Source organism: Brucella sp. 22210 (genome assembly GCF_052045675.1).
Taxonomy (GTDB): Bacteria; Pseudomonadota; Alphaproteobacteria; order Rhizobiales; family Rhizobiaceae; genus Brucella.
Genome location: NZ_JBQEPD010000016.1, coordinates 63,735 through 87,386, shown reverse-complemented (window position 1 = coordinate 87,386; position 23,652 = coordinate 63,735). Strand labels below are relative to the sequence as shown.

The window sequence follows — 23,652 nt, the reverse complement described above, 5'->3', positions numbered from 1 at the left end:
AGCCGCTTTACCGTCCTGTTGCGCAACAATGATCGTCAGTCCCGTGCTGTCATGAATGGACTGATTACCGTGCTGCACCCCCTTCCCCATATTGCACGCCGGTCGATCACCTTTGATCGAGGCACCGAGTTCACGGAATGGGCTTATCTGCAGGCCGGTATCGGATCGCAAACATGGTTTTGCGACCCACAATCACCCTGGCAAAAAGGCACTGTCGAAAACACCAACAGACGCACCAGACGCTGGCTTCCAAGAGACATCGACCCGCTGGCAATAACTGACCGGGATCTGACATTCATTTGCAGTCGCCTCAACAATACGCCGCGCAAATGTCTGGGTTACAAAACACCGGCAGAGATCTTCCGTCAGAAACTTGTCGCAAACAGACATCGCTATGAATAAACTCATACCGAAAAGTCGCGCTTCAGCCTGAATTCACATTGAGGACAGCCATCGGCTGTCCTCAAAACCCTTCTCGGCGTGTTTTCAGCCCATCTGAGTAAAGAGATTGCGGAACTGGCGTGGCTGTGACCGCAAGAATTGCGGCGCAGCTTCAATCGTCTCGCCAAAATGGGCTGCTGCATGCCATGGCCAGCGCGGATCGTAGAGAACCGTGCGCGCAAGCCCGATCATATCCGCATCACCGGTAGACAGAATGGCTTCCGCCTGCTCGTAATCGGTAATGAGACCCACAGCCACAACCGGAATATTGACTGCCGCTTTGACGGCGCGCGCCAATGGTACCTGATAGCTCGGTCCGACTGGAATTTTCTGAGCGGCATCAAGTCCGCCGCTCGACACGTGAATTGCCGCGCAGCCTCGTGCGGCCAGAGCCTGCGACAGTGCCACGGTCTGCTCGATATCCCAGCCGCCTTCGACCCAATCCGTCCCGGAAAGCCGCATAGTGACCGGACGATCCGCCGGAAACACCTCGCGGACTGCGTCGAAAATTTCCAATGGGAAACGCATGCGGTTTTCCAACGAGCCACCATATTCGTCATCACGCTTGTTCGACAGTGGCGACAGGAATTGGTGCAAAAGATACCCATGCGCTCCGTGAATCTGGATCGCGTCCAGACCCAGCCTCGCGGAACGTTTGGCAGCATCTACAAATGCTTCGCGGATACGATTCAGCTCGTCCTTGTTCATTTGCGTCGGAGCGTTGTCGGCGGAATTGAATGCAAACGCGGACGGCGCGATGGTCTGCCAGCCATTTTCGTGCGTTGGTGCAATCTGACGCCCGCCTTTCCACGGCAGATCGGTGGAAGCCTTTCTGCCTGCATGAGCAAGCTGAATGGCAATAGGCATCGTCGACCAGCGACGAACGCCGTCGAGTGTCCGTTCCAGAGCCGCTTCCGTTTCATCGGAATAAAGGCCGACATCCGCATAGCTGATCCTGCCTTCAGGGCTGACGGCCGTCGCTTCAATCGTCAACAGCCCTGCTCCAGACTGGGCCAGATTGCCCAGATGCATCAGATGCCAGTCTGTCGTTTTGCCGTCTTCAGCCGAATACTGGCACATTGGAGCAATAACAATGCGGTTTTTCAGATGCAAACCGCCAACTTCCAAAGGGGAAAATAGCTTCGTCTGGCTCATAGCTCGCGCGCCTCTTATCGGAATCGATCTGACAATGCCCCCTGCTCTCAGGAGGTTCGCGATCACACTTATCACAGGTCTTGTTTCATTTTCATTGGTTAGCAATCACATTGCGTTCAATAAAATTGAAGCATGCTCGACACTGCGAGATCAAGCTAACGCCGAAATTTCCGGTTGTATTCGAGACAATTTTCGCGCTCGAGTTAATACTTTTCCGACGATTTGCAATTAAACACAGGCCAACATCGTTTGGGGGATTTCATGGCCTGGAAGTTCATGCTGGCAACAGCCGTTATGGCGGTTGCGCGTACAATGCCGAATGTTTTTAAGCCTAACATCTTTACCACGCCGGTAAGGCCAGCGCTTGTCGCCAACAGCGCCTTCGACATGGAACTGAAGCCAGCGCCAATCGACCCAGACTGGATATTGGAAGGATCGCCGCAGGCGCGTTCGTGTGAACAGTCCGCCAGCAGCGACCGCGCGGCCTTTACCGCGATCTGGGATTGCACCGCAGGCGAATTCCGCTGGTATTTTGGATGGGATGAAACAGTCTATATTCTCGAAGGCGAGGTGCATGTGACCGACGCCGACGGAAAGCACCGGACACTAAAAGCTGGCGATGTCGCTTATTTTCGCGGTGGTACCTGGGCCACGTGGAAGATTGACCGCTATCTGAAGAAAGTCGCATTCATGCGGCGTACCCTGCCCGCACCAGCTTCTGCAATTTATCGCGTCAGCGACGCTTTGCGAAACAGGGTTGCGCGCCTGTAAAGGCTGTCGGATGGGACAGGATCGTTGACGTGATACACGCCTTTTCTATATAAACACCATGCATGATGGGAATGGGGTTCTCCCGAAACCGCCGCTTCTGGCTGATGACTCCTGATCGAATTGACAATCGGAACGCAATGCGTCGATGGTTGAACCCATTGAGGTCATGGGATATCCCCTGCCCGGCTTTATCCAGCAAGTGTTTACGTTCCGCAATTTTGACAGGTGAATTATGCAAGCAACCATCATGGTAGCGCTCGGCGGAGCGATTGGAAGCGTGGCGCGTTATTGGCTCGCCCTTTTGATGCTACCTGTCAGCCGTGACCTGCCTTGGGGCACAATCGTCATCAATATTGTCGGCTCATTCGCGATTTCCTTTTTCGGAACGCTGACGCTCGAACACGGACGCTTTGCAGTGCCGGATATCTGGCGCTTGGCCTTCATGGTCGGGGTGTGCGGCGGCTTCACCACCTTCTCGTCCTTCAGTCTGCAAACGCTGGATCTTCTAAGAGCTGGTCAGCCCGGCAAAGCCCTTCTCAATATCGGTATTTCGGTGATCATATGCCTGATTGCCGTCTGGCTGGGCTTCCTTGCCGCACAACAGATCAACAGTGGTTCCCAACAGATCGCGCAGACAGCCATTGAGGACGAGGCGTCATAAGCCGCCTCTGGCGTTTCTTTGTGTTTAACAGAACGATGATGAGATCACGTCAGACATAGACTGTAAAAAAAAACCGGCCAAGTGTAAAATCGGCTTTTCAATTTTATGGCTAAGTCTTTGAAAAGTGGTGAGCGCGCAGGGATTCGAACCCTGGACCTACTGATTAAAAGTCAGTTGCTCTACCGGCTGAGCTACGCGCTCCCTGAGGAACAAATCGTCCCTGGAAGTGCGGCGGAACATAAGGGCGAGTTTTCGAATGGTCAACACCATAAAATCACGTTTCTCCAACATAAATTCAAAAAATCATGTCAACTGCACGTAATTCAGCGCCCTAACGAAACGAGAGGCGTATCAATCAGTGCAAGCTGATGGTTTTTAGCCCTTTTTGCAAAAGAAAAGCCGCCTCGAAAGGCGGCTTTCTGTTCATTCAGGCCGAATCTATCAACGATACGGCGAATAGCACTGCTGGCGCGGACCGTTATAAGGCTGGAACGTATTGTCCGAGCTACGGTAAGACCGGTAGCGGTCATAGCACCACTGAATATGGGAGCCGCTATTATAGACCGGTGCACGATAGACCGGCGGAGGCGGTGGCGGCGGAGCAGCGATAGCGCCGCCAATGATCGCGCCTGCACCGAAGGCGGCCAGCGGATACCACCAGCCGTCACTGTGACGGCGATAACCGTGGCGATAGCCGTGATAGCCGCGATGGCCGTTCCAATAACCCGGACCGGGGCGATAACCGCCGCCGTGCCAGCCCGGACGCGGTCCCGGGCGGTATCCGTTCCAATGTCCGCCGCGGCCTCTCCAGTGATGGTCACGGACCTGCTGGATGTTTTCGTTGGACGCAGCCGGTGCCGAAGGCATCATCGGTGCAGCCGATGCGGGTGCGATGGCGCCGATCAGAAATGTCGCGCCAATCGTTCCGGCCAGCAATGCCTTGCCAGACCAAAAACTTGTGAAGTTGCTCTTCATTATGCTTCTCCTTTTCAGGTGCATGCATCATGAAGTCTCCCACATGAATGCACCCTGAATATGGTTCGCAACAGGTATGCATTTCAAGTCTGGCATAGATATATTATTATATTTCAGTAGGTTGCGATGAAATATGAAACCGGGAATCCAGCTAATTTTATGCGCAACAACAATGGAGCTGCAGCTTCTTCGGCACTCACAGGTCAGAATCACACCGACAAACGCCTAAATTGCCTCGGATTTCAAAATTCGCACAGCGACCACATAAAGCATTGAGTTCCGCTCGACGCGCTTTATAGAGCCTAGGGAAAGCTGCTGAATCTTGCTCCCAATTTTAATCGGTCTCTGGCCGGTTATCGATGGTTGCTGGAAATACGCAGCATATTGCGAGATTTTGGATATGGGTGGTGCGGCCTTGTTGAATGATGCAACGCGGTGGGGTTCTCAAACAGGCCTTGGTGCGACGGAAGAGGAATGGGTAGAGCTAGTATCCAATCTTTCCGACGACCAATCCCGGCTTTTGTCGGAGCTTGTCGAGGAGCACAAGCAGAGCTTCGTGGAAATTTTCTACAGCCGTCTGATGCAAAACCGCGAAGCCGCAGCCTTTCTGTCCCAGACCATCGTTCATGACCGCCTGCAACATTCGCTGAGTGATTGGCTTGTGCACCTCCTGGTAAGCCGTCCCACCGATGTCGCGGCTTTCGTTCAGGAACAACGCAAGATCGGCGAGGTTCACGCCCGCATTCAGGTGCCGATCCACATTGTCATGCAAGGCGCGCGACTGCTGAAGAATGAAATCATTCGGCAGTTGAAAGGCAGCGTTCTGGAGCGTGATGCGCTGGCGCGATTGATCGTGCATGTCAGCAATGCGGTCGATATCGCCATCGAGATCATGAGTCAGGCCTTCGTGAAAGATGCGCGCAAAAGCGCCCAGACTGACGAAGCTTATCGCGCCTTCACGCTGAGCCACGACATTCCGCTCGAGCGAGAATCACAGCGCGCTGCCCTGATGGAGTGGAGCCAGTCCTTGCTGTTCAATCTTTATGGGAACAGCGACAGCCCCCTGCTCTCGCTCGGCAGCTCGGATTTCGGCCTTTGGCTGCAGCACAAGGCTGACATGTTGTTTTCCGGTTCGACGACACTTGAGCGCCTGCGCCAGACCGTCAATCAGATAGATTATGAATTGTTGCCCAACCTGAATACGGCCCGCAAAAGTGACCCTGCCGGGCTTGCGGCGATTATGGCGGAGTTTCAGACCAGAATTGGTGAAGCAAAGTTTCTGCTGGCGGAACTGTTTCAGGCCGCCGCAACGATGGAAACCGGTCGTGACCCGCTGACGCGCGCGCTGAACCGCCGTTTCCTGCCGCCCATTTTGACACGCGAAATCCGCATGGCTTCGCAGAAGGGCCTCGATCTCAGTATTTTAATGGTCGATATCGACCATTTCAAACGCATCAACGACACCCATGGGCATGGCGGCGGCGACGCCATATTGCAGCAGGTCGCGGAAACTATACTGGCGCATTGCCGCCCGGGCGATTTTGTCTTCCGCTATGGCGGCGAGGAATTTCTCGTCGCGCTTGTCGAAACCGATGAACACAGGGCCTTGGCTATCGGTGAAGAGCTGCGCGAGCTGGTGCAGCAACAGAAGTTCAACCTGACCAATGGTGCGGTGGATACGGTGACACTTTCCATCGGCATTGCGACTTTCAACGGCCATCCCGATTATACGCATCTGGTCGATGCCGCCGATCAGGCGCTCTATCGGGCCAAACAGTCTGGCCGAAACCGGTGCGAAACCGAAGTGCCGCTCGCGGTTCAGTGAAGAGCAGAGGCATTTTGACATCTGGAAACGGTCACTGAAAACCGCCATATGCTCCCATCATGACCAACACTGCTCCACTCATGGATAGTTCATCCAAGCCGCAACGAGACACGCTTAATGTGCAGTTTCTGCCTGTGGACGCTGATGCGCCGCCGGTGGAATGGCTGGTGGCGGACGGTCTTACCGATTACGAAGACGCTCTCGCCTTCATGGAAGCGCGGGTGCAGGCCATTCGTGAAGGCACGGCAAACGAACTTGTCTGGCTGGTGGAGCACCCTCCCCTTTATACTGCTGGGACGAGCGCGCGGGCGGAAGATCTGCTGACGCCCGACAGCCTGCCAGTGTTCAACACGGGGCGCGGTGGCGAATATACCTATCACGGTCCCGGCCAGCGTGTGGCCTATGTGATGCTGGATCTGAAGCGCCGTCGCGAAGATGTACGCGCTTTCGTGGCGGCATTGGAACAATGGATTATTGAAAGCCTCGCCGAATTCAACGTGAAGGGCGAGCGCCGCGAAGATCGCGTCGGCGTCTGGGTGATGCGCCCTGAAAAGCCGCGCCTTGCCAATGGCGATATGTGCGAGGATAAGATTGCCGCCATAGGCATTCGCCTGCGTCGCTGGGTGAGCTTTCACGGCATCGCCATCAATGTCGAGCCGAATCTTGGCCATTACGGCGGCATCGTACCATGCGGTATTTCAAAGCACGGCGTCACAAGCCTTGTCGATCTCGGCTTGCCGGTGACATTGGGTGATATGGACGTGGCGCTTGGCAAGGCCTTCGAGAACGTGTTCGGTCCACGCGCAATAAAGTAAGCGTCAGGCTTCGACCTTCAACTTGCGCTCGCGCATGAAGACATAGAATCCTGAGCCGATGATGATCGCGATGCCGAACCATTTGGACGGCGTCGGAAAATCACCGAAGACGATAAGCCCGACCAGAACCGCATTCACGATTTCAAGATATTGGAACGGGGCTAGCATCGAGGCTGGCGCCAGCTTGAAGGCATGCACGACCATCAGGTGACTGACAGTGCCGATAGTGCCCAGAATCAGCAATAGCAGCCAGGGTTGGAAGCTCTGCGGCAGACCGAAGCTAAGGTCCGCGAAACCCATGGACGGACCAACGAGCATTGCAAGGCCTGCAAACATCCATCCGCCAATACCGGCATAGAACTGCATGACGAGCGGGCTTTCCTTCGCGCCGAGCTTGCGATTCAGGATCAGATAAATCGCGAATGTCACTGCCGTCGCCAGCGGCAGCAGCGAGACTGCGCCGAAAATCTCGAAGCTTGGCTGAATGACAATCATCGTACCGATGAGGCCGATGCCGACCGCGCTGAACCGCCGCCAGCCGACTTTCTCCTTGAGGAAGATCGCCGAAAGAAGCGTGAGGATGAGCGGCTCTGCGAAGAACACGGCCATGGCGTCAGCCAACGGCATATATTTGACCGCTGTAAAGAAACACAGGCCGCCGAATCCCATCAGTACGCCGCGTATGAGGTTTCCCGCGAGATGGTGTGTGCGCAGTGCCGCCACACCACCGCCTGCTGCGAGCAGAATGAGAAACATCAGCAGGCTTTGTACGAAAAAGCGCATGAAGGTGACGGTTGCCGGGGGCATGTTGTCCATCATGGCCAACCATTTGCCGATGGCGTCCATCAGCGGCAGCATCAAGACGGACACGACCATAATGGCCATGCCTTTTACATGCGCTTCTACGCCGCCTGTCGCGCTGCCCTGCATTTCCCCACTCACTCGTTTGCTATGGATGCTTGTTCATCCGCTCTATGCGAATGACCAATGCGTTTCCACCTTATTTGTCGAATGGACAGTCGCTTGTTTGACTTTCGCCTTGTTTCTGGTGCAAACCGACCAGAGATCACACGAAAACCTTTGATAAAGCCGTGCGAAAGTGGAACGTAAGGCGAACTTCATTCGCCTTTCATGGCTGTGCATGGCATCATTCAGATGATTCGCAGACAGTATATTTTGGGTCCATGTCGGGGCATTGAGCCGCATGGTCCTTCCTGAAATTCTGACAGAGAGCTTATCGGGCAAAGATGGACGACAGCAACGATCTCTTTTCAAGAGTGGTGAATAACGCCCGGGAGCGGCAGGTGGAACGGCGTACGGAAAAGAGCGCCGCGCCTCAACCCGTCGCACCGCCTGTGGCGACGCCGTTGCCTTCCGCGCCTGCTCCACAGGCCGCAAAGCCGGTCACGACCAAGGCCCCGCCTGTGTCATCCGGCGGCGATGATTACAACGCCTCGTCGATCCGCGTTCTCGAAGGGCTGGAGCCGGTGCGCCTGCGCCCCGGCATGTATATTGGCGGTACCGACGAAAAGGCGCTGCATCACCTGTTCGCGGAAGTCATCGATAACTCGATGGACGAAGCCGTTGCGGGTCATGCTAACTTCATTGAAGTCAGCCTCGATGCCGAAGGTTTCATCACCGTTTCCGATAACGGACGCGGCATTCCGGTTGATGAGCACCCACAGGTGCCGGGCAAGTCCACACTCGAAGTCATCATGACCAAGCTGCATGCCGGCGGCAAGTTTGACGGCAAGGCCTATGAAACATCGGGCGGCCTGCACGGCGTTGGCGTTTCGGTGGTCAATGCGCTGTCTGACGTGCTGGAAGTGGAAGTGGCGCGCAACCGCCGCCTCTATCGCCAGCGTTTTTCGCGTGGCATTCCGCAAGGCGGGCTGGAAGATGCAGGCGAAGTGCACAATCGCCGTGGCACGCGTGTTCGTTTTCATCCGGACCCGGATATTTTCGGCAAGGCGGCTCATTTCGATCCGCACCGGCTTTATCGCATGGCACGGTCGAAGGCCTATCTGTTCGGCGGCGTTGAAATCCGCTGGAACTGTGATCCGTCGCTGCTCGACCCGAAAAAGGAAACGCCTGAAAAGGCTGTGTTCCACTTCCCCGGCGGTCTGAAGGATTATCTTCAGGCATCGCTCGGCAAGGAACACCAGGTCACCCGCGAGCTTTTTGCTGGCAAGACCGAAAAGCAGGGCGGACACGGCGCGGTCGAATGGGCGGTCACGTGGTTCGGCGGCGACGGTTTTGTTCATTCCTATTGTAATACGATTCCGACCGCCGACGGCGGCACGCATGAAGCTGGCCTGCGCATTGCACTGACGCGCGGTCTTAAGGCCTATGCGGAGCTGACCAATAACAAGCGGGCTTCGATCATCACGACGGATGACGTCATGGTGTCGGCAGCGGGCATGTTGTCGGTGTTTATCCGCGAGCCGGAATTCGTCGGTCAGACCAAGGACAAGCTTGCGACGGTGGAAGCGCAGCGCATCGTGGAAAACGCGATCCGCGATCCGTTCGATCATTGGCTTGCCGCCTCGCCGCAGGAGGCCTCGCGCCTGCTCGATTGGGTCGTGGATCGGGCCGAAGAACGCCTGCGCCGTCGTCAGGAAAAGGAAACCGTCCGCAAAAGCGCAACACGCAAGCTGCGCCTGCCCGGCAAGCTGGCCGATTGCACGCAAAATGCGGCAGCGGGCGCAGAATTGTTCATCGTCGAAGGTGACTCGGCAGGCGGTTCGGCCAAGCAGGCGCGTAACCGCGCCACGCAGGCGATCCTGCCGCTACGCGGCAAGATTCTCAACGTCGCCAGTGCGGGCCGTGAAAAGCTGACCGCCAACCAGCAGATTGCCGATCTCATTCAGGCGCTGGGCAGCGGCACGCGGAAAAATTATCGCGAAGACGATCTGCGCTATGACCGCGTGATCATCATGACCGATGCTGACGTGGACGGCGCGCATATTGCATCGCTGCTGATCACCTTCTTCTATCAGGAAATGCCGGAACTGATCCGCAACGGCCACCTGTATCTGGCCGTGCCGCCGCTTTACCGCCTGAGCCAGGGCGGCAAGACGGCTTATGCGCGCGACGAAGCTCATAAAGACGAGCTGATGCGCACCATGTTTACCGGGCGCGGCAAAGTGGAAATCGGTCGCTTCAAAGGCCTCGGCGAAATGCGCGCCGAGCAGTTGAAGGAAACCACGATGGACCCGAAGAAGCGTACGCTGCTGCGGGTGCAGGTGGATGAAGATTATGTCGATGAAACCCGCAATACCGTCGACGAGCTGATGGGAACCAAGCCGGAAGCCCGCTTCCGCTTCATCACGGATCGCGCCGCTTTCGTGGAAGAACTCGACATCTAGACGATACTCAACATGGATAGAGCGGCACGCTGGTTCCGGCCAGCTGCCGCTCTTTTCATATCTGAGCCTGATATTCCAATGATTTGAAAAGACTGATGTTTATGCTTTCGCGTCGATACCCAGTCGCGACTCGATATCTTCCAGCGATTCTTTGACGAAGAAAGTCTGATCGGCACTCATCGTCAGAATGCGGGTGCCGGTGCCATAGGCATTGTAAGACAGAACGTGGTTGAAATTGATTGCGAGTTTTTCGCCGCTCACATCCGTCAGCATGATCCACATGATAGCCCTCCTCCTCTAAAATCTGGTTCTCTCTAGAAGGATAGGCGCGTCGGACTGTTCGGCAACCGAAGATGGCTTAAAGCGTTGCGCGCATGCGCACTTTTTCAACGACGCGCCCCATGCTGACGGAGGCTTCCTCGCCTCGCCATTCGATACCGAAGCCCATTTTCTCATAGAGACCAATGGCGGGGAAATTATCGGCATGGGTACCGATCGTTGCGGTATCGAAACCCTCGAGCAGAATTTGCGCCATCAGCGCATCAAGAATGCGTCCACCGATACCCTGCCCATGATACGGCGGATCGATCCAGAGATCTGCAATATAGTTGCTGCCGGGAACTCGTGCACCCCAGCCGAGAATTTTCCCGTTTGCTTCCGCTACAAGAACGCCATCGGTATTTTCATGCAGATAACCAAGGAAGTTAGCTTCCAGCTCTGCGCGACGCTGATCACTTAACGGACCACCTGTCTTGGCCGGAATTTCCCATGCCCTGACCGCAAGAGCGGCCATGAAAACAAATTCGCCGGGGAAGCCCCGGCGAATTGAAGTATCTACTTTTACCACCATTTGGCCGGGGTGAAGCGCCCGGCAGCCTGCTCAATGGCATGGGCTGCCTGAAACAGCGTTTCTTCCTCGAACGGGCGACCGATCAGCTGAAGGCCGAGCGGCAGGCCGTGCTCGTTGATACCAGCAGGTACAGCAATGCCCGGAAGACCGGCCATGTTCACCGTCACGGTGAAGATGTCATTGAGGTACATCTTGACCGGATCGTTGGCGAGGTCTTCATCCGCAAGACCGAATGCAGCCGACGGCGTCGCAGGCGTGAGGATTGCGTGCACCCCCTTGGCGAAAACGTCTTCGAAGTCTTTCTTGATCAGCGTGCGAACCTTCTGGGCGCGCAGATAATAGGCGTCGTAATAGCCAGCCGACAGCACATAGGTGCCGATCACGATACGGCGCTTCACTTCCTTGCCGAAGCCAGCTGCGCGGGTCTGCTCGTACATGTCGGCAATGTCCTTGCCGGGCACGCGCAGGCCATAGCGCACGCCGTCATAACGCGCGAGGTTGGACGAAGCTTCCGCCGGTGCGACAATGTAATAAGCTGGCAGCGCATATTTCGTGTGCGGCAGCGAAATATCGACGATTTCAGCACCGGCATCCTTCAGATACTGAATGCCCTTCTGCCACAGTTCCTCGATCTCGCCCGGCATGCCATCAACGCGATATTCCCGCGGAATACCGATCTTGATGCCTTTCAGCGACTTGCCGATGGCTGCTTCGTAATCCGGCACCGGCAGATCGACCGAGGTGGTGTCCTTGAGGTCAAGCGAGGCCATGGACTTCAGCAGAATAGCGGCGTCTCGCACGTCGCGGGCAATCGGACCAGCCTGATCAAGCGACGAGGCGAAGGCAACCGTGCCCCAACGCGATACGCGGCCATAGGTCGGCTTGATACCGACTGTGCCGGTGAACGCGGCAGGCTGGCGGATCGAGCCGCCTGTATCGGTTGCGGTGGCACCGGCGCAAAGCTGCGCGGCGACGGCCGCAGCCGAACCACCGGACGAACCACCCGGCACGAGATCGGCATTCGAGCCCTTGGCGCGCCACGGGTTTTTCACCGAGCCGTAATAGGAGCTTTCATTGGACGAGCCCATGGCGAATTCGTCCATGTTGAGCTTGCCCAGCATGACCGCGCCGTCGGCCCACAGATTGGCGGTGACGGTCGATTCATATTCCGGCTTGAAGCCGTCGAGAATGTGTGAGCAGGCCTGCGTATGCACGCCCTTGGTCGCGAACAGATCCTTCACGCCAAGCGGAATGCCTTCCAGCGTGCCCGCCTCACCCTTGGCGATGCGTTCATCCGAAGCTTTGGCCATCGAGCGCGCCTGATCATGCGTAACCGTCACATAGGCATTGAGCGCTTCATTGGCGGTGTCGATAGCGGCAAGATAGGCATCGGTCAGCTCGGTCGCGGTGATGGCCTTGGCCTTCAGCTTGTCGCGCGCTTCGGCAATGGTCAGTGCGGTCAGTTCGCTCATCGTCAAATCCTGTCAGTGCGCCTCGAAGAGACGCTTTTCAAAAAAGGCGCTGTATTCGGAGTCCGGATAGTCCAGAACCACACCGCAGCGCGTAAAACCCGAATTCTCATAAAGCCGCCAGGCACCGGCAAAACCGGGGCCTGTCCCGGTTTCAAGCACAAGGCGCGAAACATTCTTCGCATTGGCCAGCCCGACAATCGCATCAACGAGAGCGGAACCCACGCGTTTGCCGCGCACTTCCGGGCGGGTGAACATACGCTTCAGTTCACCGGTGCCATCTTCGTGCATCTTCAAGGCGCCGCAACCGACGGCCTTGCCGTCTTCATCGCGCGCCACGAAAACCGTCGTGTCCGGCTCCGCCATCTGCTCGACCGTCATCTTGAACTGGAATTCCAGTGGTGACAGCGGCAGCATATGCGCGTTCAGGTGTTCCACCAGCTCGCGCACATCGTCTTGCAACGGGGTCTCGATTGAAACCCGAATGGCCATGATTTACTCCACGACCTTGGGAACGACGAAGAAATTGTCTTCCGTGACCGGTGCATTGGCGACTACGGCATCAGCAATGCCGCCATCAGTCACCTTGTCGTCGCGCAGACGCATATTCATCGGCGTCACCGAGGTCATCGGCTCGACGCCATCGACATTGACTTCGTTCAATTGCTCGACAAAGCCCAGAATTGCATTGAGTTCACCGGTCATGCGCTCGGCATCGTCTTCACTGACGGCGATACGCGCGAGATGCGCGACGCGTTTGACGGTGGAAATATCGACGGACATTCTGTTCTCCGCAAATGCTAGATCAGGGCGGCGAACCGCCACCCTGAAGGTTCTTTGCTACGGCTATAACGGCGTGATTGTTGAAGCGCAACATTTCTTGCACTTCCTCGGGGATTAACACTCGGTTGCTAGTTCGTCAGGCCGTGGCGAAACGAGTGATTTTCGAGCACCGGAGCGGAGCGTACTTAAAAGTACGTGAGCACCGGAGCACAGGAAATTGCTCGTTGCAGCCCGGCATCACGAAGAAAGCAACCGCAGCGTTAGAAGCTGTGAACGGTGCCCGCAGGATCCGCCAGAACCTTCGTGCCCGGATGGTCGGCCATGCCAGCAATGAACTTGTCTGCCGTCTGGTCGATCATTGGGAACGAACCGTAATGGCACGGCAGTACGGCCTTGAAATTGAAGTAACGCTGGCAAGCCAGGGCCGCCACCGCACCGCCCATGGTGAAGCGGTCACCAACCGGGACGATGCCGATTTCCGGCTGGTGCAGCTCGTTGATGAGCGCCATGTCGGAGAAAATATCCGTATCGCCCATGTGATAAAGCGTTGGGTCGTTCTCGAAATGGAACACCAGACCATTCGGGTTACCGAGCGCCTGCGAGACGCCGTTTTCTGTCAGAAATGCCGAGGAATGCAGCGCGTTGACAAAAGTGACCGAGAAACTGTCATGCGTCTGTGTGCCACCGGTATTGCCCATCTCCAGCTTCTCGACGCCCTGTGTGCCGAGCCAGCTTGCCAGATCGGCATTGGCGATAACCGTTGCGCCATGTTCCTTGGCAATGGCAACGGTGTCGCCGATATGATCGCCATGACCGTGGGTCAAAGCAATATGGGTGACGCCCTTGGTCGCTTCCTTGAAATCGATGCCTTTTGCACCGGGATTTCCGTTCAGGAACGGATCGATGAGGATGACGGCTTGTGCAGTTTCAATACGGAAGGCGGCGTGGCCGAGCCAGGTCAGTTTCATGAAGATTCTCCTTCGATCTCGATTTCCGGGTTGAGAACAGATATGACGCCCATAAAGTTGAAAGCAATATGAAGAGACTTCAAATTCCGATGAGGACTTATGGCTGTCGTTGAAATCGAGGAAATTCCGGCACTGCTCAAGCCCGGACAGACGATTGCCGGATTGGATCTTGGCACCAAGACAATCGGGCTTGCCGTTTCGGACCTGGGCTTTTCCTTTGCGAATCCGCGCCCGGTCATCAAGCGCGTGAAATTCACGCTGGATGCGCAAGCACTTTTGAAGGCGTTGGAGGCGGATAAAGTCGGCGTGATCGTGATCGGCTTGCCAATGAACATGGACGGCACTTCCGGACCCCGTGTTCAGGCAACCCGCGCTTTTGTGCGCACCATGCAGCCGCTCACCGACCTGCCTTTCGTGTTCTGGGACGAACGGCTATCCACCGTTGCCGCCGAGCGCGCTTTGATCGGCATGGATGTTTCACGCGGCAAGCGGGCCGAACGCATCGATTCGGCGGCGGCTGCCTTCATCCTGCAAGGCGCGCTTGACCGCCTGCATCTGATCAGGCGGTCGGAAGGCGACGACGACTACGCTGGATAAAGCTGATCGAGAATGCGCATTGCGTCATGGCGCGCGTCGAGCATGCCATACGTACTGCGCCACTGACCGCCAAGGCGCGTTTCGATAAATGCGTCGGCGATGTCGTCAGCGCCGAGCTGGCGCAACTCTGCCGCAGCAGCCGCATAGCCAAGCTGCTCCGTCAGAAGACGTGCAACGCCCTGATCGGTCTCTGTCAGCTGTAAGGCTGCACGCAACACGTCGATGGTGCCCTGCCCGCGCGGGCCAAGCTGACCGCCGATCCATTCCAGCACTTCGTCAAACAGGCCGGGCGCACGCGACAGCACGCGCGCCACGTCCAGCGCCATGACATTGCCGGAGCCTTCCCATATCGCATTGACCGGCGCTTCGCGATAGGCGCGCGCCAGATTGCCCTCTTCGATATAGCCATTGCCACCAAGGCACTCCATGGCTTCGTAGAGCAGTGCAGGCGCGATCTTGCATACCCAATATTTGACCACCGGCGTCATGCAGCGTGCGAAAGCAGCTTCGGCCCGGTCGCTGGCGGCCATATCAAAGGCACGGGCAAGACGCATGGAAAGTGCCGTGGCTCCGGCAACATCCAGCGCCATGTCTGCCAGAACACGGCTCATCAAAGGCTGTTCGATCAGCGGCTTGCCGAAGACCTCGCGATGGCGGCAATGGTGCACTGCTTCAGCCAGACCGGAGCGCATCAGGCCTGCCGATGCAACCGCGCAATCGAGCCGCGTCAGCGTCACCATGTCCATGATGGTTTTAACGCCCTCGCCCGGATTGCCGATCAGGTGGCCGATAGCGCCATCGAATTCGACTTCCGAAGAGGCATTGGACTTGTTGCCGAGCTTGTCCTTGAGCCGCTGGAAGGCAAAGCCGTTGCCTTTACCCTCAGCGTCAAGACGCGGAACCAGAAAACAGGAAAGCTGCTCATCAATTTGCGCCAGAACCAGAAATGCATCCGACATTGGCGCGGACATAAACCATTTATGCCCGGTGATTGTATAGGTGCCATCCTCATTGACTGTCGCGCGGGTGGTGTTGGTACGCACATCCGTACCACCCTGCTTTTCCGTCATGCCCATGCCAAGCGTGACACCATTTTTGCTCAACGCAGGCTTTTGCGAAAAGTCGTATTTTCGCGATAGGACCGCCGGCGACCATTCTTTATAAATCTCCGGTGCGCCCATCACGGCTGCAAGGGAGGCGCTTGTCATGGTGAGTGGGCAAAGGTGCCCTGCTTCAAGCTGCGCCGTCAGGTAGAAACGCGCGGCGCGGGCCTGATGACGGCGGCCGGTTTCAGCTGGATTATCCTCCCAGATCGAGCAATGCAGGCCGTTTGCGATCGAACGGCGCATCAGCGCGTGATAGGCCGGGTGGTATTCGACGAGATCGATCCTGTTGCCCTGCCGGTCATGCGTGCGCAGCTTTGGCAGTTCCGTATTGGCAAGCCGCGCCAGATCCTGCGCTTCTGCCGAAAGCACGAAACGCCCTGTCTGCTCCAGCTCATTATGCAGTTCTTTTGGAAAACGAGCCGCAATCTGCATCAGAAGCGGATCGGCCAGATATGCATTGGTGCCTGCCATGGATGGCGTCTGGTTCGTGACTTCGTGCGTTTTCAAAGGCTCATTCCGTGCTGTTCGTTTGGGGGTAACTTAGTCCTCTTGCATCCAATTTGCTAAAAATTTGCCTTCCTTTCCCGAATTTCTTGCCGGGACGGCACAGGTTTTTCTTGGGGAATCGGCATATGCCGCTATAAGGACGGTTGCAGGACCTCCCTCATGGTCCTATACGGGTGACTTGCCATGATAAAAGAACCGGTCTCTCCGCTTTTCCCTCACCGCCACCTGCTTGGCATCAAGGGGCTATCGCCCCTGGACATTCTCTGCCTCCTCGATCTTGCAGATCAGGAAATTGCCGTATCCCGGCAGCCAGAGAAGAAAAAGTCCGTGCTGCGCGGTCGCACGCAAATCAATCTTTTCTTCGAAGCATCGACGCGAACGCAATCGTCGTTCGAACTGGCCGGTAAACGGCTTGGTGCCGACGTAATGAACATGTCGGTCGGCAATTCGTCGGTCAAGAAGGGCGAAACGCTCATTGATACGGCGATGACGCTGAACGCGATGCAACCGGATATTCTGGTCATTCGCCATGCGTCAGCCGGAGCCGCCGCCCTGCTCGCCCAGAAAGTCGGCTGTTCGGTCGTCAATGCGGGCGACGGCGCACATGAACACCCCACACAGGCCCTGCTGGATGCGCTGACGATCCGTCGCGCCAAGGGCCAGATCGAAAACCTGATTGTCGCCATTTGCGGCGATGTGCTGCACTCCCGCGTGGCGCGCTCGAATATTCTGCTTCTCAATGCCCTTGGCGCGCGCGTTCGTGTCGTCGCACCATCCACGCTTCTGCCTTCCGGCATGGCGGATATGAGCGTCGAAGTCTTCAACTCGATGGAAGAAGGCCTGAAAGACGCCGATGTGGTCATGATGTTGCGCTTGCAGCGTGAGCGCATGGCCGGGTCTTTCGTGCCCTCGGTGCGCGAGTATTTCCGCTTCTACGGCCTCGACAAGGAAAAGCTGAAGCACGCCAAGCCTGATGCGCTCGTCATGCATCCGGGCCCAATGAACCGCGGCGTTGAAATCGCCTCCGATGTCGCCGATGGCCCCCAGAGCGTCATCCAGCAACAGGTGGAAATGGGCGTCGCTGTGCGCATGGCCGTGATGGAAGCTCTGCTTGATCCACGCCGTAATCCAAGTAATGGAGAAGCAGCATGAGCGCGGTTCTGTTTGAAAATGCGCGCATCGTCGATCCATCGCGCGGTCTCGATGAGGTCGGCAGTGTGCTAATCCAAGACGGCAAGATCGTTGCCGCTGGAGCGGATGCCCGCAATCAGGGCGCACCGGAAGGTGCGGCGATCATCGATCTGGACGGTAAGGCCGTCCTCCCCGGTCTGGTCGATTCGCGGGTGTTTATCGGTGAGCCGGGCGCAGAGCATCGCGAAACCATTGCTTCTGCCAGCCGCGCTGCCGCCGCCGGCGGTGTCACCTCAATCATCATGATGCCGGATACCGATCCGGTTATCGACGATGTGGCGCTGGTGGAGTTCGTCAAGCGGACTGCGCGCGATACAGCCGTCGTCAATGTGCACCCGGCTGCGGCCATCACCAAAGGTCTGCACGGCGAAGAAATGACCGAAATCGGCCTGCTGCGCGATGCGGGCGCTGTCGCCTTCACTGAAGGTCGCCAGACGATTGCGAATACGCAGCTGATGCGCCGCGCGCTGACCTATGCCCGCGATTTCAACGCGGTCATCGCCTGCGAAACCCGCGATCCTTATCTCGGCGCAACCGGTGTGATGAATGAAGGCCTGTTCGCGAGCTGGCTTGGCCTGTCGGGAAGCCCGCGTGAAGCCGAAGTCATCCCGCTGGAGCGCGATCTGCGCCTCGCCGCGCTGACCAACAGCAAGTATCACGCGGCGCAGCTTTCCTGCGCCATGTCTGCCGACGCCATGCGTCGCGCAAAGGATCTTGGTGCAAAGGTGACGGCTGGCGTGTCGATCAATCACCTGTCGCTCAATGAAAACGACATTGGTGAGTTCCGTACCTTCTTCCGCCTATCGCCGCCGCTGCGCAGCGAACAGGACCGGCTTGCCATGGTCGAAGCGGTCAAGAACGGCACGATCGATATTGTGGTCTCCGCCCATGATCCGCAGGATGTAGACACCAAGCGTCTGCCCTTCTCGGATGCAGAAGCTGGAGCCATCGGTCTGGAAACGCTTCTGGGTGCTGCGCTTCGCCTCTACCACAATGACAGCATCCCGCTGCTGCGTCTGGTTGAAGTGCTGTCTACCGCCCCGGCAAAGATTTTCGGTCTGGATGCAGGCACACTCAAGCCCGGCGCTTCGGCTGACCTTGCCATCGTCGACCTCGATGAGCCGTGGATCGTGCGTGAGGAAGACCTGCATTCGCTGTCAAAGAACAGCTGTTTTGAAAGCGCCCGCTTCCAGGGGCGCGTGGTCCGCACTATAGTCGCCGGCAAGACCGTGTATTCGGCATAAGAATCCATGGTCCCGAGAGGGGGAATTCTCTTCGGGACCATGGACAAAAATAAAAGCCAGAGGGAATCTAAATGGCCGAAACCGGTTTCTTTAATCTCGTGCTCGTCGCGACACTTATTTTCGGCTATCTCCTCGGTTCCATTCCTTTCGGGCTCATCCTGACCCGACTGGCTGGCTTGGGCGATGTCCGTTCCATCGGCTCGGGCAATATCGGCGCGACCAATGTGCTGCGCACCGGTAACAAGAAGCTCGCCGCCGCGACGCTCATTCTTGATGCGCTGAAAGGCACCTTTGCGGTGCTGATCGCGTCGCGCTATGGCGAAGCAGCCGCGATTGCTGCCGGTTTCGGTGCGTTTATCGGCCACCTCTTTCCAGTGTGGATCGGTTTCAAGGGCGGCAAAGGTGTTGCCACCTATCTCGGCATTCTGATCGGCCTGGCATGGCCCGGCGCATTGATTTTTGCCGCTGTGTGGATCGTCACCGCAATCGTCTCGCGCTACTCGTCGCTATCCGCCCTTCTCGCCAGTATCATCGTGCCGATCAGCCTTTATTTCAAAGGTGACCACGCGATTGCAGGCCTGTTCGCCGTGCTAACGGTGATCATCTTCTTCAAGCATCACGCCAATATAAAGCGGCTTCTGAACGGCACTGAAAGCCGTATCGGAGCCAAGGGGTGATGGAGGGCGCGAATTCGAAAACCGGAATTCGCCTCTCAGATCGCCAGAGATTGAACTGGCTGCGCCTTATTCGCACCGATGATATCGGTGCGGTTACCTTTCGCGACCTTATCCTGTTTTGCGGCTCTGCCGCCAATGCATTGGAGCGGCTGCCCGATCTCAATATTCGCGGCGGCAGCACCAGACCGCTTCGCATTACGCCGATGGAAGATGCCGAGCGTGAACTGGAGGCAATCGAGCGCCATGGCGCGCGCCTCGTCGGCATGGGCGAACCAGATTATCCGCAGCAACTGAAAAACTGCGAAGCGCCGCCGCCTTTGGTGATCATCAAAGGCAGCGAAAAAGTGTTCCGCAAGCCGCCTGTTGCGATTGTCGGCTCGCGCAATGCTTCTGTTGCGGGTGCGCGCTTTACTGAAAAGCTGGCTCGCGATCTCGGGGATGCAGGCTTTGCGGTGATTTCCGGCTTGGCGCGCGGCATTGATGCCGCCGCGCACAAGGCCAGCATGACAAGCGGCACGGTCGCCGTGCTGGCCGGAGGATTGGATCGCCCCTACCCGCCTGAAAACCTGCCGCTCTATCGCGCAATCCCGGAACATGACGGCGCCCTGATTACGGAAATGCCCATGGGTGCAGAACCGCGATCCCGCGATTTTCCACGCCGCAATCGTATCATTGCCGGGCTTTCGCTTGGCCTCATCGTCGTTGAGGCGGCGGAACGCTCCGGTTCGCTCATCAGCGCACGCATGGCGGGCGAAATGGGCCGCACGGTCTTTGCCGTGCCCGGCTCGCCGCTCGACCCACGCGCCCGCGGCACCAATGCGCTTCTGAAACAAGGCGCAACACTGGTTACAGGCGTGGACGACGTCATTGAGGCGCTCAATCCAATCATGCGACCGAAAGATCTCTTTGCCGCCGATGTTCCGCCGCCTGACGATCTCAACCGGATGGAAGAACCTCTGGACGAGATGCCAGCGCTCATGACGGATGAAGAACGTTACCGCATCGTGGATGTTCTCGGTCCAAGCCCTGTCGATATTGATAGTCTTGTGCGCCATACCGGCATCGGCGCCAGCCAGGTCCAGCTCATTTTGCTGGAACTCGATCTGGCTGGACGCCTTGTACGCTATCCCGGCAATCAGATCGCCCTTCTCCCCGAAGGATGATCTGTGGCCCCGCGGATGCCTTTAATGATTCCGTCTTCCCTCAATCAAATCTTTCGCCTCTTCCGATGCCATCTGGATCATGTACGCCAATAAGGCATTGTCCGTCTTCTTCGCCAGTTTTCCCAGTTCCCCGAGCATCTGTTCTATATAAATGAGTGTTTCAGGATTATCTTCACGACGTTGCTTCATGCTGCCCCCAACAAATGAGCAAGTAGCTTAATTAGAAAATCACTATGCAAATGAATGAACGCTCCGATCAATTTTGGCTGCAAATCTACCAAAAGTTACATATCTGGCAATCACTATTTATAGTTGTATTTAGCGATTTTTTGTCTCGTCCTCTTGACCAAACGCCGCCCTCTGTTCATGTGGAAGGCAACTATTGTGACGCGGTTGGGAGGCAAAATGCTTCTGCGGGGCGCGAATCTGGGCTGTTTTAAATGAACGTCGTGGTTGTCGAATCGCCTGCGAAGGCGAAAACTATCAATAAGTATCTGGGCTCGAACTATAAGGTTCTGGCTTCGTTTGGTCACGTGCGAGACTTGCCAGCCAAGGATGGCTCGGTGCGTCCGGACGAAGATTTTGCCATGTCGTGGGAAGTGGATGGCAATTCCTCCAAGCGACTATCAGATATCGTCAAAGCGCTGAAAGACAGCGACGGCCTCATTCTCGCAACCGATCCGGATCGCGAAGGTGAAGCCATCTCCTGGCACGTGCTGGAAGTGCTCAATCAGAAAAAGGCGCTGAAGGGCAAGACCGTCAAGCGCGTGGCGTTCAACGCCATCACCAAGAAGGCCGTGCTCGACGCCATCGCTAATCCGCGCGACATCGATGAGCCGCTGGTGGATGCCTATCTTGCACGTCGTGCGCTCGACTATCTCTTCGGCTTCACGCTGTCGCCGGTTCTGTGGCGCAAGCTGCCCGGTGCACGTTCGGCTGGCCGCGTACAGTCGGTCGCGTTGCGCCTCGTCGCCGACCGCGAGTCGGAAATCGAGCGGTTCATTCGCGAAGAATACTGGAACATTGCCGCTCTTTTGAAAACGCCGCGCAGTGACAGCTTCACCGCGCGCCTGACCGCCGTGGACGGCAAAAAGCGCGGCAAGCTCGACATCAAGAATGGCGAACAGGCAACTGGCATCCGCACCATGCTGGAAGGCGCAAGCTTCAAGGCTATTTCGGTCGAAGCCAAGCCGACCAAGCGCAATCCCGGACCGCCTTTCACCACTTCGACCTTGCAGCAAGCCGCCTCCGGCCAGCTCGGTTTCTCGGCATCGCGCACCATGCAGGTAGCGCAGCGTCTTTATGAAGGCGTGGATATCGGTGGCGAGACTGCCGGTCTCATTACCTATATGCGTACCGACGGTGTGCAGATGGCGCCGGAAGCGATCACTGCCGCACGTCAGGCCATTGGCGAAACATTCGGCGCGAAATATGTGCCGGAAAAGCCGCGCTATTATTCCAGCAAGGCCAAGAACGCCCAGGAAGCGCACGAAGCCATTCGTCCGACCGATTTTTCGCGTCATCCGAAGGAAGTGCGCCGTTATCTCGATGAAGATCAGGCACGGCTTTATGAGCTGATCTGGAAGCGCGCGATCGCCAGCCAGATGCAGGCTGCCGATATAGAGCGTACGACGGCGGATATCGAAGCCGTCAACGGCTCGCGCTCGGCCATGCTGCGCGCCAATGGCTCGGTGACGAAGTTCGACGGCTTCCTTGCAGCCTATATGGATCATCGCGAGGAAGAGGAAGACGACGAGGATAGCGCAAAGCTGCCGGAAATTCGCAGCGGCGAAGCACTGGCCCGCGAAAAGATCGATGCCACCCAGCACTCGACCGAACCGCCGCCGCGTTATTCGGAAGCCTCGCTGATCAAGAAGATGGAAGAGCTGGGCATCGGTCGTCCTTCGACCTATGCCGCAACGCTCGCCACGCTGCGCGACCGCGAATATATCAGCATGGACAAGCGCAAGCTTATCCCGGAGCCGAAGGGTCGCCTGGTCACAGCTTTCCTTGAAAGCTTCTTCGACCGCTATGTGGAATATGACTTCACGGCGAGCCTTGAAGAAAAGCTCGATCTCATCTCCGACGGCAAGCTTTCGTGGAAGGACGTGCTGCGTGATTTCTGGCGCGATTTCTCGGGTTCCGTCGATGACATCAAGGAACTGCGCGTTACCAATGTTCTCGATGCGCTGAACGAAGAACTGGCTCCGCTGGCCTTCCCGGCCCGCGAAGATGGCAGCGATCCGCGTTCGTGCCCAACCTGCGGCACTGGCGTCTTGTCGCTGAAACTAGGCAAGTATGGCGCGTTTGTTGGTTGCTCCAATTATCCGGAGTGCAAATTTACCCGTCAGCTCGGCGGCGAAGCCAATGGCGAGGCCGCAGCAGCCGACGAACCGAAGTCGCTCGGCAAAGATCCGTTCACGGGTGAGGAAATCACTGCGCGGACGGGCCGTTTCGGTCCCTACATCCAGCGTGGTGACGGCAAGGAAGCCAAGCGCGCCAGCCTGCCAAAGGGCTGGACGCTGGATACGGTCGACCATGAAAAGGCTGTGGCACTGCTGTCGCTCCCGCGCGATGTCGGCCAGCACCCGGAAACCGGCAAGATGATTTCGGCGGGTATCGGTCGTTATGGACCTTATGTCAGCCATGACGGCACATTCGCCAATCTGGAAAATGCCGAGGAAGTCTTCTCGGTCGGTCTCAATCGCGCCGTTTCGGTGCTTGCGGACAAGCAGTCCAAGGGCGGTCGCGGTCGTTCTACCCCGGCAGCACTGGCAACGCTTGGTGATCATCCGGATGGCGGTTCCATCACCGTGCGTGACGGACGCTATGGTCCTTATGTGAACTGGGGCAAGGTCAATGCGACTTTGCCGAAGGGCAAGGACCCGGCAAGTGTCACGCTGGAAGAAGCGCTGGCGCTGATCACCGAAAAGGCCGGCTCGTCCAAGGGCAAGAAAGCCCCTGCCCGCAAATCCGCGGCCAGCACTGAAAAGAAAGCCGCTGCCAAGAAACCGGCAGCAAAGAAAGCTCCCGCAAAGGCAAAAGCCCCATCGAAGGCTAAGAAGGCCGCAGCGGCAGAGGAGTAA

The 23,652-nt window shown here is 57.2% G+C and carries 23 protein-coding genes, 1 tRNA gene and 1 riboswitch; of the genes, 12 read left to right on the top strand and 12 right to left on the bottom strand.

Features of this window, described 5'->3' with window-relative positions; genetic code table 11:
- A partial coding sequence (locus ACTJKP_RS18395; RefSeq protein WP_440631695.1) for an IS30 family transposase occupies nucleotides 1-402 on the top strand: 402 nt, incomplete at its 5' end.
- Between the two features lie 84 nt (nucleotides 403-486).
- Here the strand turns inward: ACTJKP_RS18395 and ACTJKP_RS18390 are convergent.
- Complete coding sequence (locus ACTJKP_RS18390; RefSeq protein WP_440631694.1) at nucleotides 487-1,596, bottom strand: NADH:flavin oxidoreductase/NADH oxidase; 1,110 nt, start codon at nucleotides 1,594-1,596, stop codon at nucleotides 487-489.
- Nucleotides 1,597-1,857: 261 nt separating this feature from the next.
- Here ACTJKP_RS18390 and ACTJKP_RS18385 point away from each other — a divergent pair, with 261 nt between their 5' ends.
- Nucleotides 1,858-2,367 carry a cupin domain-containing protein gene (locus ACTJKP_RS18385; protein ID WP_440631693.1) on the top strand — a complete coding sequence of 170 codons (510 nt, stop codon included), beginning with the start codon at nucleotides 1,858-1,860 and terminating at the stop codon, nucleotides 2,365-2,367.
- 58 nt (nucleotides 2,368-2,425) lie between these two features.
- A riboswitch (Fluoride riboswitch) is annotated at nucleotides 2,426-2,488 on the top strand.
- Nucleotides 2,489-2,599: 111 nt separating this feature from the next.
- Nucleotides 2,600-3,028 (top strand): fluoride efflux transporter CrcB, encoded by a 429-nt coding sequence (gene crcB, locus ACTJKP_RS18380; RefSeq protein ID WP_440631692.1) that lies wholly within the window; start codon nucleotides 2,600-2,602, stop codon nucleotides 3,026-3,028.
- A 125-nt stretch (nucleotides 3,029-3,153) separates the two neighbouring features.
- On the opposite strand, the gene ACTJKP_RS18375 is transcribed toward crcB, so the two are convergent.
- Together ACTJKP_RS18375 and ACTJKP_RS18370 are read right to left on the bottom strand one after the other, a co-directional pair.
- Nucleotides 3,154-3,229 (bottom strand) — tRNA-Lys (locus ACTJKP_RS18375).
- A gap of 240 nt (nucleotides 3,230-3,469) precedes the next feature.
- Nucleotides 3,470-4,003 (bottom strand): BA14K family protein, encoded by a 534-nt coding sequence (locus ACTJKP_RS18370; RefSeq protein ID WP_078336973.1) that lies wholly within the window; start codon nucleotides 4,001-4,003, stop codon nucleotides 3,470-3,472.
- A gap of 322 nt (nucleotides 4,004-4,325) precedes the next feature.
- Here ACTJKP_RS18370 and ACTJKP_RS18365 point away from each other — a divergent pair, with 322 nt between their 5' ends.
- Both ACTJKP_RS18365 and lipB read left to right on the top strand, forming a co-directional pair.
- Entirely contained in the window at nucleotides 4,326-5,828 is a 1,503-nt protein-coding gene (locus tag ACTJKP_RS18365; RefSeq protein WP_440631691.1) for a GGDEF domain-containing protein, read from the top strand.
- 80 nt (nucleotides 5,829-5,908) lie between these two features.
- Nucleotides 5,909-6,643 (top strand): lipoyl(octanoyl) transferase LipB, encoded by a 735-nt coding sequence (lipB, locus tag ACTJKP_RS18360; protein WP_440631698.1) that lies wholly within the window; start codon nucleotides 5,909-5,911, stop codon nucleotides 6,641-6,643.
- Nucleotides 6,644-6,646: 3 nt separating this feature from the next.
- On the opposite strand, the gene ACTJKP_RS18355 is transcribed toward lipB, so the two are convergent.
- Nucleotides 6,647-7,573, bottom strand: a complete 927-nt coding sequence (locus tag ACTJKP_RS18355) for a DMT family transporter (protein ID WP_113533447.1) — start codon at nucleotides 7,571-7,573, stop codon at nucleotides 6,647-6,649.
- A gap of 317 nt (nucleotides 7,574-7,890) precedes the next feature.
- Between ACTJKP_RS18355 and parE the strand changes: the two genes are divergently transcribed.
- The gene (gene parE, locus ACTJKP_RS18350; protein ID WP_440631690.1) at nucleotides 7,891-10,011 is read left to right on the top strand and encodes a DNA topoisomerase IV subunit B; all 2,121 of its coding nucleotides are present in this window, start codon (nucleotides 7,891-7,893) and stop codon (nucleotides 10,009-10,011) included.
- 99 nt (nucleotides 10,012-10,110) lie between these two features.
- Here the strand turns inward: parE and ACTJKP_RS18345 are convergent, their stop codons facing one another.
- From ACTJKP_RS18345 to ACTJKP_RS18320, 6 genes are all read right to left on the bottom strand, one after another.
- Nucleotides 10,111-10,293, bottom strand: coding sequence for a hypothetical protein (locus ACTJKP_RS18345; RefSeq protein ID WP_078336968.1), 183 nt, complete (start codon nucleotides 10,291-10,293; stop codon nucleotides 10,111-10,113).
- Between the two features lie 76 nt (nucleotides 10,294-10,369).
- Nucleotides 10,370-10,804, bottom strand: coding sequence for an N-acetyltransferase family protein (locus tag ACTJKP_RS18340; protein ID WP_440631689.1), 435 nt, complete (start codon nucleotides 10,802-10,804; stop codon nucleotides 10,370-10,372).
- A gap of 47 nt (nucleotides 10,805-10,851) precedes the next feature.
- A complete protein-coding gene (gene gatA, locus ACTJKP_RS18335) occupies nucleotides 10,852-12,333 on the bottom strand; it encodes an Asp-tRNA(Asn)/Glu-tRNA(Gln) amidotransferase subunit GatA (protein ID WP_440631688.1) in 1,482 nt (493 codons plus the stop codon).
- A gap of 12 nt (nucleotides 12,334-12,345) precedes the next feature.
- Entirely contained in the window at nucleotides 12,346-12,822 is a 477-nt protein-coding gene (locus ACTJKP_RS18330) for a GNAT family N-acetyltransferase (protein WP_078336965.1), read from the bottom strand.
- Nucleotides 12,823-12,825: 3 nt separating this feature from the next.
- Nucleotides 12,826-13,113 (bottom strand): Asp-tRNA(Asn)/Glu-tRNA(Gln) amidotransferase subunit GatC, encoded by a 288-nt coding sequence (gene gatC, locus ACTJKP_RS18325; RefSeq protein ID WP_078336964.1) that lies wholly within the window; start codon nucleotides 13,111-13,113, stop codon nucleotides 12,826-12,828.
- Nucleotides 13,114-13,373: 260 nt separating this feature from the next.
- Nucleotides 13,374-14,081: a metal-dependent hydrolase gene (locus ACTJKP_RS18320; protein WP_078336963.1), complete on the bottom strand. Its 708-nt coding sequence runs from the start codon at nucleotides 14,079-14,081 to the stop codon at nucleotides 13,374-13,376.
- Between the two features lie 99 nt (nucleotides 14,082-14,180).
- Between ACTJKP_RS18320 and ruvX the strand changes: the two genes are divergently transcribed.
- Nucleotides 14,181-14,678 (top strand): Holliday junction resolvase RuvX, encoded by a 498-nt coding sequence (gene ruvX, locus ACTJKP_RS18315; RefSeq protein WP_440631687.1) that lies wholly within the window; start codon nucleotides 14,181-14,183, stop codon nucleotides 14,676-14,678.
- Here the strand turns inward: ruvX and ACTJKP_RS18310 are convergent.
- On the bottom strand, nucleotides 14,666-16,291 hold the full coding sequence (locus tag ACTJKP_RS18310; protein WP_440631686.1) for an acyl-CoA dehydrogenase family protein: 1,626 nt from the start codon (nucleotides 16,289-16,291) through the stop codon (nucleotides 14,666-14,668). The two genes, ruvX and ACTJKP_RS18310, sit on opposite strands and share 13 nt — an antisense overlap.
- A gap of 183 nt (nucleotides 16,292-16,474) precedes the next feature.
- On the opposite strand from ACTJKP_RS18310, the gene ACTJKP_RS18305 reads away from it, so the two are divergent.
- The 4 genes from ACTJKP_RS18305 (at nucleotide 16,475) to dprA (ending at nucleotide 20,566) form a co-directional block, all read left to right on the top strand.
- A complete protein-coding gene (locus ACTJKP_RS18305) occupies nucleotides 16,475-17,443 on the top strand; it encodes an aspartate carbamoyltransferase catalytic subunit (protein WP_078336960.1) in 969 nt (322 codons plus the stop codon).
- Entirely contained in the window at nucleotides 17,440-18,726 is a 1,287-nt protein-coding gene (locus tag ACTJKP_RS18300) for a dihydroorotase (protein WP_440631685.1), read from the top strand. The genes ACTJKP_RS18305 and ACTJKP_RS18300 overlap by 4 nt, the downstream gene beginning before the upstream one ends.
- A gap of 71 nt (nucleotides 18,727-18,797) precedes the next feature.
- Complete coding sequence (plsY, locus tag ACTJKP_RS18295) at nucleotides 18,798-19,403, top strand: glycerol-3-phosphate 1-O-acyltransferase PlsY (protein ID WP_440631684.1); 606 nt, start codon at nucleotides 18,798-18,800, stop codon at nucleotides 19,401-19,403.
- The gene (gene dprA / locus ACTJKP_RS18290; protein ID WP_440631683.1) at nucleotides 19,400-20,566 is read left to right on the top strand and encodes a DNA-processing protein DprA; all 1,167 of its coding nucleotides are present in this window, start codon (nucleotides 19,400-19,402) and stop codon (nucleotides 20,564-20,566) included. The genes plsY and dprA overlap by 4 nt, the downstream gene beginning before the upstream one ends.
- Nucleotides 20,567-20,587: 21 nt before the next feature.
- On the opposite strand, the gene ACTJKP_RS18285 is transcribed toward dprA, so the two are convergent.
- On the bottom strand, nucleotides 20,588-20,755 hold the full coding sequence (locus ACTJKP_RS18285; RefSeq protein ID WP_176168279.1) for a hypothetical protein: 168 nt from the start codon (nucleotides 20,753-20,755) through the stop codon (nucleotides 20,588-20,590).
- A gap of 251 nt (nucleotides 20,756-21,006) precedes the next feature.
- On the opposite strand from ACTJKP_RS18285, the gene topA reads away from it, so the two are divergent.
- Entirely contained in the window at nucleotides 21,007-23,652 is a 2,646-nt protein-coding gene (gene topA, locus ACTJKP_RS18280) for a type I DNA topoisomerase (RefSeq protein WP_440631682.1), read from the top strand.

Excerpts from the sequence above, each read along its gene's own strand:
- gatC (WP_078336964.1), bottom strand. The coding sequence starts at position 13,113 with ATGTCCGTCGATATTTCCACCGTCAAACGCGTCGCGCATCTCGCGCGT.
- ACTJKP_RS18385 (WP_440631693.1), top strand. The coding sequence starts at position 1,858 with ATGGCCTGGAAGTTCATGCTGGCAACAGCCGTTATGGCGGTTGCGCGT.
- ACTJKP_RS18330 (WP_078336965.1), bottom strand. The coding sequence starts at position 12,822 with ATGGCCATTCGGGTTTCAATCGAGACCCCGTTGCAAGACGATGTGCGC.
- crcB (WP_440631692.1), top strand. The coding sequence starts at position 2,600 with ATGCAAGCAACCATCATGGTAGCGCTCGGCGGAGCGATTGGAAGCGTG.
- parE (WP_440631690.1), top strand. The coding sequence starts at position 7,891 with ATGGACGACAGCAACGATCTCTTTTCAAGAGTGGTGAATAACGCCCGG.
- ACTJKP_RS18355 (WP_113533447.1), bottom strand. The coding sequence starts at position 7,573 with ATGCAGGGCAGCGCGACAGGCGGCGTAGAAGCGCATGTAAAAGGCATG.
- ACTJKP_RS18320 (WP_078336963.1), bottom strand. The coding sequence starts at position 14,081 with ATGAAACTGACCTGGCTCGGCCACGCCGCCTTCCGTATTGAAACTGCA.
- ACTJKP_RS18285 (WP_176168279.1), bottom strand. The coding sequence starts at position 20,755 with ATGAAGCAACGTCGTGAAGATAATCCTGAAACACTCATTTATATAGAA.
- ACTJKP_RS18345 (WP_078336968.1), bottom strand. The coding sequence starts at position 10,293 with ATGTGGATCATGCTGACGGATGTGAGCGGCGAAAAACTCGCAATCAAT.
- ruvX (WP_440631687.1), top strand. The coding sequence starts at position 14,181 with ATGGCTGTCGTTGAAATCGAGGAAATTCCGGCACTGCTCAAGCCCGGA.
- ACTJKP_RS18370 (WP_078336973.1), bottom strand. The coding sequence starts at position 4,003 with ATGAAGAGCAACTTCACAAGTTTTTGGTCTGGCAAGGCATTGCTGGCC.
- ACTJKP_RS18305 (WP_078336960.1), top strand. The coding sequence starts at position 16,475 with ATGATAAAAGAACCGGTCTCTCCGCTTTTCCCTCACCGCCACCTGCTT.
- plsY (WP_440631684.1), top strand. The coding sequence starts at position 18,798 with ATGGCCGAAACCGGTTTCTTTAATCTCGTGCTCGTCGCGACACTTATT.
- ACTJKP_RS18390 (WP_440631694.1), bottom strand. The coding sequence starts at position 1,596 with ATGAGCCAGACGAAGCTATTTTCCCCTTTGGAAGTTGGCGGTTTGCAT.
- lipB (WP_440631698.1), top strand. The coding sequence starts at position 5,909 with ATGGATAGTTCATCCAAGCCGCAACGAGACACGCTTAATGTGCAGTTT.
- ACTJKP_RS18300 (WP_440631685.1), top strand. The coding sequence starts at position 17,440 with ATGAGCGCGGTTCTGTTTGAAAATGCGCGCATCGTCGATCCATCGCGC.
- gatA (WP_440631688.1), bottom strand. The coding sequence starts at position 12,333 with ATGAGCGAACTGACCGCACTGACCATTGCCGAAGCGCGCGACAAGCTG.
- topA (WP_440631682.1), top strand. The coding sequence starts at position 21,007 with ATGAACGTCGTGGTTGTCGAATCGCCTGCGAAGGCGAAAACTATCAAT.
- ACTJKP_RS18340 (WP_440631689.1), bottom strand. The coding sequence starts at position 10,804 with ATGGCCGCTCTTGCGGTCAGGGCATGGGAAATTCCGGCCAAGACAGGT.